The 12,728-nt window shown below is 68.5% G+C and carries 15 protein-coding genes; 6 read left to right on the plus strand and 9 right to left on the minus strand.

Annotated features, from left to right (window positions below; genetic code table 11):
• Positions 1-264: 264 nt before the first annotated feature.
• Entirely contained in the window at positions 265-1,557 is a 1,293-nt protein-coding gene (locus ABE485_RS21730) for a dicarboxylate/amino acid:cation symporter (protein WP_346517334.1), read from the plus strand.
• A gap of 157 nt (positions 1,558-1,714) precedes the next feature.
• Positions 1,715-2,104 (plus strand): hypothetical protein, encoded by a 390-nt coding sequence (locus tag ABE485_RS21735; RefSeq protein ID WP_346517335.1) that lies wholly within the window; start codon positions 1,715-1,717, stop codon positions 2,102-2,104.
• Positions 2,105-2,143: 39 nt separating this feature from the next.
• Here ABE485_RS21735 and ABE485_RS21740 read toward each other — a convergent pair whose 3' ends face one another.
• The 9 genes from ABE485_RS21740 to phnG all read right to left on the minus strand — a co-directional run bounded on the left by ABE485_RS21740 (position 2,144) and on the right by phnG (position 9,114).
• Positions 2,144-2,578 carry a hypothetical protein gene (locus ABE485_RS21740; RefSeq protein ID WP_346517336.1) on the minus strand — a complete coding sequence of 145 codons (435 nt, stop codon included), beginning with the start codon at positions 2,576-2,578 and terminating at the stop codon, positions 2,144-2,146.
• A 157-nt stretch (positions 2,579-2,735) separates the two neighbouring features.
• Positions 2,736-3,278: an MOSC domain-containing protein gene (locus ABE485_RS21745; protein WP_346517337.1), complete on the minus strand. Its 543-nt coding sequence runs from the start codon at positions 3,276-3,278 to the stop codon at positions 2,736-2,738.
• 21 nt (positions 3,279-3,299) lie between these two features.
• A complete protein-coding gene (locus ABE485_RS21750) occupies positions 3,300-4,499 on the minus strand; it encodes an alpha-D-ribose 1-methylphosphonate 5-triphosphate diphosphatase (protein ID WP_346517338.1) in 1,200 nt (399 codons plus the stop codon).
• Between the two features lie 2 nt (positions 4,500-4,501).
• Entirely contained in the window at positions 4,502-5,221 is a 720-nt protein-coding gene (gene phnL, locus ABE485_RS21755) for a phosphonate C-P lyase system protein PhnL (RefSeq protein WP_346517339.1), read from the minus strand.
• A gap of 2 nt (positions 5,222-5,223) precedes the next feature.
• The gene (phnK, locus tag ABE485_RS21760) at positions 5,224-6,009 is read right to left on the minus strand and encodes a phosphonate C-P lyase system protein PhnK (RefSeq protein ID WP_346517340.1); all 786 of its coding nucleotides are present in this window, start codon (positions 6,007-6,009) and stop codon (positions 5,224-5,226) included.
• A complete protein-coding gene (locus tag ABE485_RS21765; protein ID WP_346517341.1) occupies positions 6,006-6,887 on the minus strand; it encodes an alpha-D-ribose 1-methylphosphonate 5-phosphate C-P-lyase PhnJ in 882 nt (293 codons plus the stop codon). Before ABE485_RS21765 ends, phnK begins: the two co-directional genes overlap by 4 nt.
• Positions 6,884-8,023, minus strand: coding sequence for a carbon-phosphorus lyase complex subunit PhnI (locus ABE485_RS21770; protein ID WP_346517342.1), 1,140 nt, complete (start codon positions 8,021-8,023; stop codon positions 6,884-6,886). Before ABE485_RS21770 ends, ABE485_RS21765 begins: the two co-directional genes overlap by 4 nt.
• Before the next feature lies 1 nt (position 8,024).
• Positions 8,025-8,642: a phosphonate C-P lyase system protein PhnH gene (phnH, locus tag ABE485_RS21775; RefSeq protein WP_346517343.1), complete on the minus strand. Its 618-nt coding sequence runs from the start codon at positions 8,640-8,642 to the stop codon at positions 8,025-8,027.
• Position 8,643: 1 nt separating this feature from the next.
• Complete coding sequence (phnG, locus tag ABE485_RS21780) at positions 8,644-9,114, minus strand: phosphonate C-P lyase system protein PhnG (RefSeq protein ID WP_346517344.1); 471 nt, start codon at positions 9,112-9,114, stop codon at positions 8,644-8,646.
• 185 nt (positions 9,115-9,299) lie between these two features.
• Between phnG and phnF the strand changes: the two genes are divergently transcribed.
• The 4 genes from phnF to phnN all read left to right on the plus strand — a co-directional run bounded on the left by phnF (position 9,300) and on the right by phnN (position 12,654).
• On the plus strand, positions 9,300-10,022 hold the full coding sequence (phnF, locus tag ABE485_RS21785) for a phosphonate metabolism transcriptional regulator PhnF (RefSeq protein WP_346517345.1): 723 nt from the start codon (positions 9,300-9,302) through the stop codon (positions 10,020-10,022).
• A gap of 117 nt (positions 10,023-10,139) precedes the next feature.
• Positions 10,140-11,333, plus strand: a complete 1,194-nt coding sequence (locus ABE485_RS21790; RefSeq protein ID WP_346517346.1) for an alpha-D-ribose 1-methylphosphonate 5-triphosphate diphosphatase — start codon at positions 10,140-10,142, stop codon at positions 11,331-11,333.
• Positions 11,334-11,335: 2 nt separating this feature from the next.
• Positions 11,336-12,079 (plus strand): DUF1045 domain-containing protein, encoded by a 744-nt coding sequence (locus tag ABE485_RS21795; RefSeq protein WP_346517347.1) that lies wholly within the window; start codon positions 11,336-11,338, stop codon positions 12,077-12,079.
• A complete protein-coding gene (gene phnN / locus ABE485_RS21800) occupies positions 12,076-12,654 on the plus strand; it encodes a phosphonate metabolism protein/1,5-bisphosphokinase (PRPP-forming) PhnN (protein ID WP_346517348.1) in 579 nt (192 codons plus the stop codon). The genes ABE485_RS21795 and phnN overlap by 4 nt, the downstream gene beginning before the upstream one ends.
• Positions 12,655-12,728 lie beyond the last annotated feature (74 nt).

Here is a 12,728-nt window from a genome sequence, read left to right on the forward strand (position 1 = left end):
TTGCTTGCGGGCCTTCGCTGCGGGAGGGCCGTCGGGCCATTCTGGCATGCCTCCGCGACCCGTGTACCCCTCGTTTTACCCCGGATCCGTCCCCAAACTGACAACTAACTGTCAGCTTCGCGGCGTTAACATCGCGCCCCAAGGGTTAACCCGAGCAGCACCCGGGCCCTGGCATGTCCGTCACCGGACCGTCTTGCCCCGCCCCATGCCGGCGGGACTGGCCCCTCGGGCCCAGCGGCGGCTCCCCGTAATCCCGTTTTGAACATGAACACTAAGAAGCTGACGCGTTATATCGGCATCGCCATGGTGCTGGGCATCGTGGTGGGCTATTTCTGCAACAAGTACGCGCAGAACCAGCAGGAGGCGGCGCAGATCGCCTCGTACTTCAGCCTCATCACGGACATCTTCCTGCGCATGATCAAGATGATCATCGCGCCGCTCGTGTTCGCCACCCTGGTGACCGGCCTGGCCAGCATGAGCGACGCCAGCGCGGTGGGCCGCATCGGCATGCGCGCGATGATCTGGTTCATCGCCGCCTCCGCCATCTCCCTGCTGCTCGGCCTGGCGCTGGTCAACATCTTCCAGCCCGGCGCGCACATGAACCTGGCGATACCGGATACGCACATCACGTCCGGCCTGAAGACGGGCGATTTCACCCTCAAGGCCTTCATCGCGCACGTGTTCCCCAAGAGCATCGCGGAAGCCATGGCCAACAACGAGATCCTGCAGATCCTGGTGTTCTCGCTGTTCTTCGGCGCGGCGCTGTCGTTCATCCGCGGCAAGGGCCACAACACGATCTACAACATGATCGACGAGCTGGCCAAGATCATGTTCCGCGTGACCGACTATGTGATGCGCTTTGCCCCGCTGGGCGTGTTCGCCGCCATGGCCGCCGCCATCACCACCGAAGGCCTGGGCGTGCTGGTCAGCTACGGCAAGCTGATCGGCGAGTTCTACCTGGGCCTGGCGCTGCTGTGGACCATCCTGTTCGCCGTCGGCTACCTGTTCCTGGGCAAGTCCACGTTCCGCCTGGGCGGCCTGATCAAGGAACCGACCCTGCTGGCCTTTTCCACCGCCAGCAGCGAATCGGCCTATCCCAAGACGATCGAGGCGCTGGAGCGTTTTGGCGTGTCCAAGCGCATCTCGGGCTTCGTGCTGCCGCTGGGCTACTCGTTCAACCTGGACGGTTCGATGATGTACCAGTCCTTCGCGGTGCTGTTCATCGCCCAGGCCTACAACATCGAGATGAGCTTCGCGCAGCAGCTGACCCTGCTGCTGGTGCTGATGGTGACCAGCAAGGGCATGGCGGGCGTGGCGCGCGCGTCGCTGGTCGTGGTGGCCGCGACGCTGCCGATGTTCCACCTGCCGGAAGCCGGCCTGCTGCTGATCATGGGCATCGACCAGTTCTTCGACATGGGGCGCACCGCCACCAACGTGGTGGGCAACAGCCTGGCCACCGCCGTCATCGCGAAACTGGAAGGCAACGAGGAAGACCTGCCCGCGCAGGCAGCCGCAGGGGACGCGCAGGCCAGTCCCCCGGCCTCCCAGAACGCATAAGCAAATCGGGCCGCACTGGCCCGATTTTTTTTGGCTTGCGCAGGCTTGACCGGCCGCAATGTCCGGGCGCAACATAAAAGCCCTTTCTGACTTGCCCGCGCGGCGCGCAAGGGTTGTTGGCGTAGCGCGCACGGGCGTTCATCCTGCCCCGCGTGCCATGACTCCCCTCTTTCCGTCCCGCGCCGCAGCAGCCGCCGCGCTTGTTGCCGGCGCGCTTGCCGCGCCCACCGCCGCGCATGCCTGGACGCGCATTTCCTGCGTTCTTTCCGGCACCGTGTCCAGCCTGCCCACCACGATGCGGCAGTACCGGACCGACGGCACGGAGCTGTCGCAAGTGTTGTTCAGGCTGAAGGTGAAGGCCGCGCAGGTGCCGGACGGCGAGCGCGCCGACGGCGACTGCGCCCAGTTGATCAATCGCGACGTCGACGTGGCGCTGGAAAACGTGGCGGCCCGCAGGATCCAGAAGGGCCAGCCCCTGAAGGTGCACTATCGCTACGACGAGTCGCTGGGGCAAAGCCTGGCCACGAAATACGAGCTGGCCCCGTAGGGCCGGCCCGCGGGCAGGCGGTTCAGGGATGAACGGTGTTCAGTCGTTCACCGAGCACGACACGGGCGCGCCGTCTTCGAATTCGACGTCGTAGGTGTGGACGGGATCCCAGGGCAGCGTGAACCAGAGTTCGTAGCCGTCGCCGTCTTCGTCGAACAGCCACAAGGCGCGCAGCACGGCTTTTTCAGCCATGGCTTCGGCGGTTTCTTCCTTGAGCAGCTGGTCGTCTTCGATGCCGAGCTTTTTGTAGTGCTCGTACGAATAGTTGTCGAGCAGGAACTCGGCCGCGGCCAGGATCTGATCGTCCAGGTTGTCGATGATGGCCTTGACCACCTTGGACGCCGAACTGTCGGGCTCTTCGCCATCCGTCTGGATCATGACGTGGATAGGCGGGCGCCCTTCGCCCGCGGCGACGTTTTCGGCCGCCCACAGATCGGGTTCTTCGAGGTCCTGGGTGAAATTGAATCGTGCCATTTCGGGCTCCGGAAAATGGGACGGCGAGCCGCAAAAGAAGCGACTCGCCATGGGCTGTTCAGCCTTTCCGCCATTTAACCAGATGCAGGCCCCTCCGTCTGTGGCGGACAACGATGTTTTTGCGCCTAGTCCATGCGCACGTCTTGCGTTGCAGGCGCTAGACGCGGTCCAGGGGCAGATGCGGAGGCGGCGGGAGATCGACCCGGATGGCGTCGCCGGCGCAAACCCTGCCGCCCGCCAGCACGATGCCCATGACGCCCGCGCGGCGCATCAGGCTGCCGTCGGGATGCCGCCCCAGCACGGCGGCAGTCAGGCCTTTCTGGTAGTTGTCCAGTTGCGCGCACGGATTGCGCAGGCCGGTGATCTCGACGATGGCATCATCGCCGATGCGCAGCCGCGCGCCGCGCGGCAGGCCCAGCAGATCGATGCCGCGGGTGGTGATGTTCTCGCCCATCGTGCCCTCGGCCACGTTGAAGCCCGCCTGCTGGAGCTCGTCATGGAGCTCGCCGTGAATCAGGTGGACCTGGCGCAGGTTGGGCTGCGTGGGATCGGCACGGACCCTGGAACGATGTTTGACGGTGACGCCCAGGTGCGCATCGCCCTCCACGCCCAGCCCCGCGAGCAGCGTGATCGACGGCGCCACCGCCTTGGAAAACGTATGCGCCTGGCTGAGCGCCACGGCGGTCACGATCGGATGCATTGCCTGTCTCCGCAAGTCGCGTCAGGCCGCGAGGCTCTGCGCTACGCCCGCCGCGTCCTCGCGTGAGCGCAGCGGCGGGTAATGGGTCGAGAATACCAGCCGGCCCGCGGACCACGTGTGGCTGATCAGGGGCTGCGCGCCGACCTGGGCGACCGACACCAGGTCCGCCCGCGCGCCCACCGCGATGCGGCCCCGGTCCGCCAGGCCGCAGGCGTCCGCGGGATTGCGGGTGACCAGCGCGACGGCTTGCGGCAGGGACAGCTCCGACTGCGCCTGCGCCGCGAACGCGGCGGCGATCAGCGTGGAAGGCTGGTAGTCCGAGCACAGGCAGCTCGCCACGCCGGCCCGGATGGCGTCGATCGCGCGCATGGACCCGCTCTGGCTCTGGCCGCGCAGTACGTTGGGCGCGCCCAGGATGGTCGGCAGGCCGCAGGAGACCGCCGCGCGCGCCGTGTCCAGGGTGATGGGGAACTCGCTCATGCGCACGCCCAGGTTGCGCATGGTGGCGATGCGGTGGATGGAATCGTCGTCGTGGCTGGCCGTGGGAATGCCGTGCGACTGCGCGTGCGCCAACAGCGCTTCCACGCGCGCGACGGCCCCGTCCTTGGTCCGCGCCTTGGCTTGCGCCGCCTCTTCGGCCTGCTCGCGGCTCATTGCATGATTGCCCATCATGTACTGCAGATAGGACTCCAGCGTCTTGAACTGGCCCTGGCCCGGCGAATGGTCCATCACCGACAGCAGGTCGACGGCGCCCTCGTCCATCAGCAGGCGCAGCACCTCCACCGAGGTCTCGTCCGTGACTTCGTAGCGGCAATGGATGCGGTTGTCGACCAGGCTGTGGTCGCGGAACGCGCGCACCGTGCGCACCACCTGCGCCGCGGTCTGGTTGTTGCGCACGCCCCATTCGCTGTTGGCGAACGACAAGGCGTGATACGGCGTGGTGATGCCCGCGGCCGCATTGCGCCGGTCGACCTGGGCCACCGCGAAGTCCAGCGGAAACAGCACGCGCGAGCGCGGCTCGGCCTCTTTTTCGATGGCGTCGCAATGCAGGTCGATCAGGCCCGGCATCAGGATCTGGCCCTGCAAGTCGAGCACGCAGTCCGCCTGCGCGCCAGCGGGCTCGATCGCCAGGATGCGGCCGTCGCCGATCAGCACGGCGCTGTTTTCCAGGATCTGGTCGGCCAGCACCACGCGGGCATTCGTGAGGTAAGTGCGTTGCATGATTACTCCATGTCGGCCGTGGCCGGCAGCGCCGGGCGCAGCGCGAGCGTGCGGGTGGCGACGGCGTCGCGCACCTGCGCGTCGTGGAAGATGCCCAAAAGGCAACGGCCCGCGGCCAGGGCCTCATGGATGAGTTCGATCACCACCTGCCGGTTGTCCGCGTCCAGCGAGGCCGTGGGTTCGTCCAGCAGCAGGATCGGATGCCCCGCGATGAAGCCGCGCGCGATGTTCACGCGCTGCTGTTCGCCGCCGGAAAAGGTGGCGGGCGCCAGCCCCCACAGCCGGGACGGCACGTTCAGCCGCTGCAGCAGGGCGGCGGCGCGGGCGCGCGCCTCGTCGCCGTCCATCCCGGCCATGCGCAGCGGCTCGGCCACCACGTCCAGCGCGGACACGCGAGGTATCACCCGCAGGAACTGGCTGACATAGCCGATGACGTCGCGGCGCAACGCCAGGATGCGCTGTTCCGGCGCGCCCACCAGTTCCACCCATTGGCCGGCGGCGCGCACACGGATGCTGCCTTCGGTCGCCAGATAGTTGCCGTACAGGCAGCGCAGCAGCGTGCTCTTGCCGGTGCCCGAGGGCCCCGCCAGCACCAGGCAGTCGCCCGCGCCCGCATCGAAGTCGACCGCCTCGAGCACCGGCAGGCGCATGCCGCCCTGGTTGTGCAGGGTGAACATCTTTCCGAGGCCCCGCACCTCGATCATGGATTTCGTCGCGCTCATGGTCAGCTCTGCAAGATGGAAGACACCAGCAACTGGGTGTAGGGATGCTGCGGATCGTCGAGAATCTGGTCGGTCAAGCCGCTTTCCACCACCCGCCCGCCGCGCATGACGAGCGTGCGGTGCGCCAGCAGCCGCGCCACGGCCAGGTCGTGCGTGACGACGATGGCGGCCAGCCCCAGGTCCGTCACGAGCTGGCGCAGCAGGTCCAGCAGCCGCGCCTGCACCGAAACGTCCAGGGACGCGGTGGGTTCGTCCATGAACACCAGCCGCGGATGCGTCACCAGGTTGCGGGCGATCTGCAGGCGCTGCTGCATGCCGCCCGAGAACGACACGGGCGTGTCGTCCAGCCGGCCGGCGTCAATTTCCATCTTGCTCAGCCAGTTGCCCGCCGTCTCGCGCAGGTCGCCGTAGTGCCGTTCGCCGACGGCCATCAGCCGTTCCGCGATGTTGGCGCCCGCGCTGACCTGCATGCGCAGGCCGTCGCGGGCGTTCTGCCGCACGAAGCCCCAGTCGGTGCGCGACAGCAGCCGCAGGCGTGCGCCCTGCAGCGCGGCCAGGTCGATGAAGCCCTGGTCGCGGGTGTCGTACCAGACGCTGCCCGTGTCCGGCTGGATCTGGTGCGACACCGCCGACAGCAGGGTGCTCTTGCCCGAGCCGGACTCGCCGACCACGCACAGCACCTCGCCGGGGTAGAGATCGAAGCTGACGTCGCGGCAGCCATGCGTGCCGTCCCAGGTGCGCGTGACGTTGCGCACCGACAGCAGGGGTTGGGCGAATTGGGCGTTCATGCGGCGGCCTCGCTGTCGCGCGTCTGCGCCTGGCGGTGGTTGCAGTATTCAGTGTCGGAGCAGACGAAGCGGCGCGTGCCGGCATCGTCCAGGATGATCTCGTCCAGATAGCTGTCGCCCGACCCGCACAGGTCGCAACATTCGGTCCATTTCTCCACCGTGAAGGGATGGTCCTCGAAATCCAGGCTTTTGACGCGGGTGTAGGGCGGTACCGCATAGACGCGCTTCTCGCGCCCCGCGCCGAATAGCATCAGGGCCGGGCTGTGGTCCAGCTTGGGGTTGTCGAACTTGGGGATGGGCGAGGGCCGCATCATGTAGCGGTCGTTCACGATGACGGGATAGTCGTAGGTGGTGGCGATGTGCCCGTGCTGCGCGATGTCCTCGTACAGCTTGACGTGCATGCCGCCATATTCGGCCAGCGCATGCATGGTGCGGGTCTCGGTCTCGCTGGGCTCGAGCCACCGCAGCGGCTCGGGGATCGGCACCTGGAACACCATCACCTGCCCTTCGGCCAGCGGCGTCTCGGGGATGCGGTGGCGCGTCTGCACAATGGTCGCCTCGGGCGTGGATTCCGTCGTCGCCACGCCGGTCACGCGCCCGAAGAAGCGGCGGATGCTGATGGCATTGGTGGTGTCGTCCGACCCCTGGTCGATCACCTTCAGGACGTCGTCGCGGCCGATGATGGACGCGGTGACCTGGATGCCGCCCGTGCCCCAGCCGTAAGGCAGCGGCATTTCGCGGCTGCCGAACGGCACCTGGTAGCCGGGAATCGCCACCGCCTTCAGCAAGGCGCGACGCAGCATGCGCTTGGTGGACTCGTCCAGATACGCGTAGTTGTAGTGGTCGTCGCGTTCGACCGTTGCATTGGGCATCGTCATGGGGCAACCGCCTCGTCCATCAGATCGTTGTTCGCGGAATCGGGCGCGGCGCGATCCTGCTCGCCCCCCTCGGCGCGCTCGGCGCGCATGCGGCGCAGCAGCTCCAGGTTGGCCTGGAAGTCCACGTAGTGCGGCAGCTTCAGGTGCTGCACGAAACCGGAGGCCTCGACGTTGTCGCTGTGGTACAGCACGAACTCGTGGTCGTTGGCCGGCGAATCGGCGCGCTCGCCCAGATCACGCGCCTTCAGGGCCCGATCCACCAGCGCCATCGACATGGCCTTTCTTTCGCCGTACCCGAACGTCAGGCCGTAGCCGCGCGTGAACTTCGGCCCTTCCTCGGCATTGCCCGCGAACTGACTGACCATCTGGCATTCCGTGATGTCCAGTTCACCCACGGTGACGGCGAAGCCGAGTTCCTCGATGTGCATCTCCACTTCCAGCGCGCCGTAGCGGATCTCGGCCGCGAAGGGATGCGTGTTGCCGTAGCCGCGCTGCGTGGAGTAGCCCATGGACAGCAGGAAGCCCTCGTCGGCGCGCGCCAGGTTCTGCAGCCGCGCGGCCCGCGAGGCCGGAAAATCCAGCGGCTGGCGCGTCAGATCGAAGGGTTCGGGATCGCCCTCGGGAACGGATTCCGCATCGATCAGTTCGTCCTGCGCCAGCAGGTCGGTCACGCGCGGCATGTCGCTGTCCAGCATGTCCGCGCCCGCGGGCAGGGCATCGGCCTCGCGCCCCGCCTCCAGCGTGAAGTCCAGCAGGCGCTGCGTGTAGTCGTAGGTCGGGCCCAAGATCTGCCCGCCCGGCACGTCCTTGAACGTGGACGAAATGCGCCGCTGCAGGCGCATGCGGCCCGTGTCGATCGGCTGCGTATAGCCATAGCGCGACAAGGTGGTGCGGTAGGCCCGCAGCAGGAAGACCGCCTCGATCAGGTCGCCGGCCGCCTGCTTGATGGCCAGCGCGGCCAGCTGCGGATCGTAGAGCGAGCCCTCCGCCATGACGCGCGACACCGCCAGCGGCATCTGCGCGCGGATCTGCCCGACGCTCAACTCGGGCAGTTCGCGGTCGCCCCGCCGATAGTCGTCCAGCATGCGATAGGAATTCAGGATGGCGCGTTCGCCTCCCTTCACGGCTACATACATGTCAGCTCTCCACGCGCGTGCTGCGAGGCAGCCCGCAAATCCGCTGGCCCTGCGTCAGGAAGACGTCGACGCCCAGCGGGAACCGTTGGTGATTGAGGCGCCATTCGCGCCAGAAGCCGTCCGGCAAGCCGGCGGCGCGCAGCGTCTGCCGGGTCTGGATGCCGGGCCCCGACAGGGCGACGGGGTCGCCCTCTGTCAGCGACGCGACCTCGATCAGCAGGGTGGTCGACAGGTCGGGATAGGCCGGGTCGCCCTGGTGGCACGCCGACAGCGCCGGCGCGCCGAAGCCCGCGGGCACCGCGGCAAAGCGCGCCAGCGACGGGGACGGCACGATGGGGCAGCCGCAATGAAAGCGCAGGAACGCGATCGTCTCCTCGCTCGCGGCCTGCGGCAGCCACAAGGGCGTGTCCACGTCGACCAGCGTCAGCAGCAGCGCCGTCATCGCGGGCGACAGGCCCTCGGGCACGCCGCTGGCGGCGACGATCTCGTGCACGCGGCCCGGGTGGGCCAGCGAATCGAGCGCCGCGCGGAACGTGCCCTGCGCGTCATGGCCCGGGTCGGCGAACCCGGGCAGCAGCGTCCGGCTGGCCGCCGGGGCGGCAAGTGTCTCGTGTTGCATGTCAGTCCTCCCCTCGCACCATCGTGAAGAACTCCACCTTGGTCTGGGCCGCCACGCGCGCCTGGCGTTCGACCCGTTGCGCGTGCTGGCGCGCCAGCGGCTGGATCAGCTGCGCCTGCACGGTCTCATGCCAGTCCGGCAGCTGCAGCAGCGCGTCCGCGATCGCGGCCTGCTCGGCGTGCCGCAGGGAACGGCCCTGCACGTAAGACACGCCGACCACGCCGTCATCCATGGTCACGGCGCAACGTGTCACGGTCATTTCTCCCAGATTGAAGCGGCCGCCGGTGCCGCCGCTGCGGGCGCGCACCATGGCCATGCCCGTCTGGGCCGGCCGCAGCGTCCGATGGGGCGGCAGCCCGCCCAGTGCCCCGAACGCCCCGTCCAGCGCCGCCGGATCGGCCAGCGCCAGTACGCGCATCCAGGCCGCGCGCCGCGCGTTCGCCGCGGCCTGCCCTGCTTGTGAGTGGTCCATATTTCCTCTACACGTCTAGACGACCGGATGAAGTATGATCGCTTCAGATCGGAAGTTCAACAGCGGGGCGTGAACTTTTGATGACAGTTGCAGCGTGGCGCGCGCCGCCTATCCCGCGGCCGCCACATGATGCACAATCACGGCCAAACGTTCATGAACTTGATGTGACAGCACGAGCGCACCCTATGGTTGAAAGAGGTTCCGGCATCGCCGTCTGGCGGCAAATCGGCGAATCGCTTGCGGACGACATCCGCAACAAGCTCTATGCGGCGGGCGAACAGCTGCCGTCAGAACCGGAGCTCGCCGCCAAGTTCTCCGTCAACCGCCACACCATCCGGCGCGCCATGGGCGAACTGGAACAAAGCGGCCTGGTCCGGATCGAACAGGGGCGCGGCACGTTCGTGCAGGAACACGCCATCGACTACGCCATCGGCAAGCGCACGCGCTTTTCCGAGAACCTGCGCAGCCAGGGCGTGCTGGGTCACCTGGAAGCCCTGGGCAGCCAGACGCTGCGCGCCGCCGACATCGCCAAGCACCTGGGCCTGGCGCGCAGCGCGCCGCTCCTGCGCGTGCAGATGGTGGGCAAGGCCGAGAACCGCAACATCAGCGCCTCGGAGCACTACTTCGACGAAAAGCGCTTCCCGGATTTTGCCGAGCGCATCGCGGCGTTGCACTCGGTGTCCAAGGTCTATGCGCATTACGGTATCGGCGATTACACCCGCAAGTGGTCGCGCATCACCGCCGCCCTGCCCTCGCCCGAGGTCGCCCGCCTGCTTGGACAGCCCAAGACCCGGCCGATCCTCCAGGTGGAAGCCCTGAACGTGGACCAGGACGGCGCGCCGCTGCAATACAGCATCACCCGCTTCGTCGGCGACCTGGTCCAGCTCATGGTGACGGACGACGCCTGAATCCGGAATCGGCGCCGCCGGCCCCGATCCCGGCATGGCGGCGTCGCAACGACAATCGGCAAGCAGCTCTACTCATCTAGACATCTGGTTGTAATGCAAAATCGATAACGTCACACCATGAACCCACATGCCCCCTCGCCCCTGGCCGGTGTCACAGGCCAACGTATCCTGACCCCCCATGGCATCGCCTCGGCCAGCCTGCGGTTCCACGGCGGACTGATCGATGACGCTGGCGGCGCCCCCGCGCGCGGCGGCGCCTGGTTCGACGCCGGCGACCTGCTGGTGCTGCCCGGCATCGTCGACCTGCACGGCGACGCGTTCGAACGCGCCATCATGCCGCGTCCCAGCGTAACGTTTCCCTATGACAGCGCCCTGTCCGACGTGGACCGCCAGTTGCTCGCCAACGGCATCACCACCGAGTTCCACGGCGTCACCCTGTCATGGGAAGGCGGGCTGCGCGGCGAGGCCTACGCCGAGCGCATGTTCGACGCGCTGGAGAACCTGCGGCACATCCTGGGCGCGCGGCACTACGTGCACCTGCGCTTCGAAACGCACCACGTAGGCGGACTGGAGATCGCCCAGCAATGGATACGCGACGGCCGCGTGCGTTTCCTGGCCCTGAACGACCACCTGCCCAGCATGGCGCGCCGGCTGGGCGACGAACGCAAGCTGATGCAATACGCCAACCGCGCCGAATGCGACCTGGACGTCTTCCAGGAACGGATCCGCGCGGCCATGTCGGCGGCCGACGCCGTGGCCGACGCCATGCGCGAACTGACCCGCTGCGCGCAACAGGCCGGGCTGCGCGTCGCATCGCACGACGATCCCGACGCCGCCACGCGCCGCTATTACCACCAGCTGGGTTGCGGCGTGGCCGAGTTTCCACTGACGCGCGAGGCCGCCGGCGTCGCGCGCGACCTGGGCGATTCGGTCGTCTTCGGCGCGCCCAACGTGGTGCGCGGCGGCAGCCATACCGGCGCGCCCTCCGCCACCGAGATGATCCGCGCCGGCCTGTGCGACATCCTGACCTCCGACTACTACTATCCCGCGCCGCTGGCGGCCGTCATGCGGTTGGTCCAGGACGGCGTGCTGCCGCTGGACCAGGCGTGGAACCTGGTGTCGCTCAATCCCGCGCGCGCCGCCGGCCTGAAGGACCGCGGCGCGCTGACGCCGGGCCTGATCGCCGACGCCATCGTGGTGGACGACCATGTGCCCGGCCTTCCGCGCGTCTGCGCGGCCATCGTCGGCGGCGAACTGCGCTACGCCACGCGCGCTTTCGGCGTCGAGCACGGCCAGCGGATGGCGGCCTGACCATGCCGCTTGCCCACCGCTACGCCCTCTACCTGGCCCCGACCGGTCCGTGGCGCGAACTCGGCAGCCGCTGGCTGGGCCGATGCGCCGACACCGGCGAGCCCCTGGACCCGCTGCCTGGCCAGGCGGCGCCATCCGCGCACTGGACCCAGGCGCCGCGCCACTATGGCCTGCACGCGACGCTCAAGCCGCCCTTCCGCCTGCGGGCCGGCTGCAGTCCGCGCGAGGTGGACGCCGCGGCCCGCCAGCTTGCCGGGCAGGACAGCCCGTTTTCCGTCCAGCTCGAGTGCGAGCCGCTGCGCGGCTTTCTTGCCTGGCGCATCGCCGCGTCCGACACGCAGGGCCAGTCGCGCATCCAGGCGCTGGCCGACGCCGCCGTGCGCGGCCTGGATCCCCTGCGCGCGCCCCCCACGCCCGACGAAACGGCCCGCCGCCAGCCGCAATCGCTGACGCCGGCGCAACGGGCAATGCTGGAGCGCTGGGGCTACCCCTACGTGTTCGACACCTATACGTTCCACATCACGCTGACCGGCAAGCTCTCGGGCGACGCGCTGGACGCGGCGCGGGCCGACATCGCGGCGTTCGCCGATCCCCTGCGCGGACAGGCCATGCCGGTGCCCGGGATAAGCGTCTATGTGCAGGCGACGCCGGGCGCGGACTTCGTCGCCGCGCGGCACTACCATTTCGACGGCAGCCACACCGATGCCGCGGGCGCCGGCTATCTCGACGGGCCTGCCGCGGCATGAGCGCCGCCGCCCCCGCGGACGGCGCCCGCCTGATTTACCTGATGGGCGCATCGGGCAGCGGCAAGGACACGCTGCTGCGGCTGATGCGCGCGCGCCTGCGCGGCGCGGAGCCCGTCCTGGTCGCGCACCGCTACATCACCCGCGACAGCGGCGAAGCCGAAGACGCAATGCGCCTCACGCCCGAGGAATTCTCGCACCGCGCCGCGCTGGGGTGCTTTGCCCTGCACTGGGCCAGCCATGGCCTGCAATACGGCATCGGCGTGGAGATCGACGCCTGGCTGGGCCGCGGCGCGGCGGTAATCATCAACGGGTCCCGCGCGCACCTGGAACAAGCCCACGCGCGCTATCCCGCGTTGACGGCAGTGGAAGTCGCGGTCGATCCCGCCCTGCTGGCCAGCCGCCTGGCCGGCCGCGGCCGCGAAAGCGCGGCGCAGATATCGGAACGTTTGGCGCGCGCCGCCCAGGCGTTTCCGGTGCCCGACCACTGCCGCATGATGCGGGTCTCCAATAACGAAGCCCCGGAAAAAGCGGCGGCCGCGCTGCTGGACATCGCCCGCGCCCAACTGGACGCGTAGCGCCGCCGGTCAATGCGCGTCGGCCGCGCCCGGGCGCCAGGGCGCGGCCGCGTCGCCCCCCAGGGCCAGCAGGA

The sequence above is a fragment of the Achromobacter spanius genome (assembly GCF_039673305.1).
GTDB classification, from domain to species: domain Bacteria; phylum Pseudomonadota; class Gammaproteobacteria; order Burkholderiales; family Burkholderiaceae_B; genus Achromobacter; species Achromobacter spanius_F.

Excerpts from the sequence above, each read along its gene's own strand:
- ABE485_RS21730 (WP_346517334.1), top strand. The coding sequence starts at position 265 with ATGAACACTAAGAAGCTGACGCGTTATATCGGCATCGCCATGGTGCTG.
- ABE485_RS21735 (WP_346517335.1), top strand. The coding sequence starts at position 1,715 with ATGACTCCCCTCTTTCCGTCCCGCGCCGCAGCAGCCGCCGCGCTTGTT.
- ABE485_RS21740 (WP_346517336.1), bottom strand. The coding sequence starts at position 2,578 with ATGGCACGATTCAATTTCACCCAGGACCTCGAAGAACCCGATCTGTGG.
- ABE485_RS21745 (WP_346517337.1), bottom strand. The coding sequence starts at position 3,278 with ATGCATCCGATCGTGACCGCCGTGGCGCTCAGCCAGGCGCATACGTTT.
- ABE485_RS21750 (WP_346517338.1), bottom strand. The coding sequence starts at position 4,499 with ATGCAACGCACTTACCTCACGAATGCCCGCGTGGTGCTGGCCGACCAG.
- phnL (WP_346517339.1), bottom strand. The coding sequence starts at position 5,221 with ATGAGCGCGACGAAATCCATGATCGAGGTGCGGGGCCTCGGAAAGATG.
- phnK (WP_346517340.1), bottom strand. The coding sequence starts at position 6,009 with ATGAACGCCCAATTCGCCCAACCCCTGCTGTCGGTGCGCAACGTCACG.
- ABE485_RS21765 (WP_346517341.1), bottom strand. The coding sequence starts at position 6,887 with ATGACGATGCCCAATGCAACGGTCGAACGCGACGACCACTACAACTAC.
- ABE485_RS21770 (WP_346517342.1), bottom strand. The coding sequence starts at position 8,023 with ATGTATGTAGCCGTGAAGGGAGGCGAACGCGCCATCCTGAATTCCTAT.
- phnH (WP_346517343.1), bottom strand. The coding sequence starts at position 8,642 with ATGCAACACGAGACACTTGCCGCCCCGGCGGCCAGCCGGACGCTGCTG.
- phnG (WP_346517344.1), bottom strand. The coding sequence starts at position 9,114 with ATGGACCACTCACAAGCAGGGCAGGCCGCGGCGAACGCGCGGCGCGCG.
- phnF (WP_346517345.1), top strand. The coding sequence starts at position 9,300 with ATGGTTGAAAGAGGTTCCGGCATCGCCGTCTGGCGGCAAATCGGCGAA.
- ABE485_RS21790 (WP_346517346.1), top strand. The coding sequence starts at position 10,140 with ATGAACCCACATGCCCCCTCGCCCCTGGCCGGTGTCACAGGCCAACGT.
- ABE485_RS21795 (WP_346517347.1), top strand. The coding sequence starts at position 11,336 with ATGCCGCTTGCCCACCGCTACGCCCTCTACCTGGCCCCGACCGGTCCG.
- phnN (WP_346517348.1), top strand. The coding sequence starts at position 12,076 with ATGAGCGCCGCCGCCCCCGCGGACGGCGCCCGCCTGATTTACCTGATG.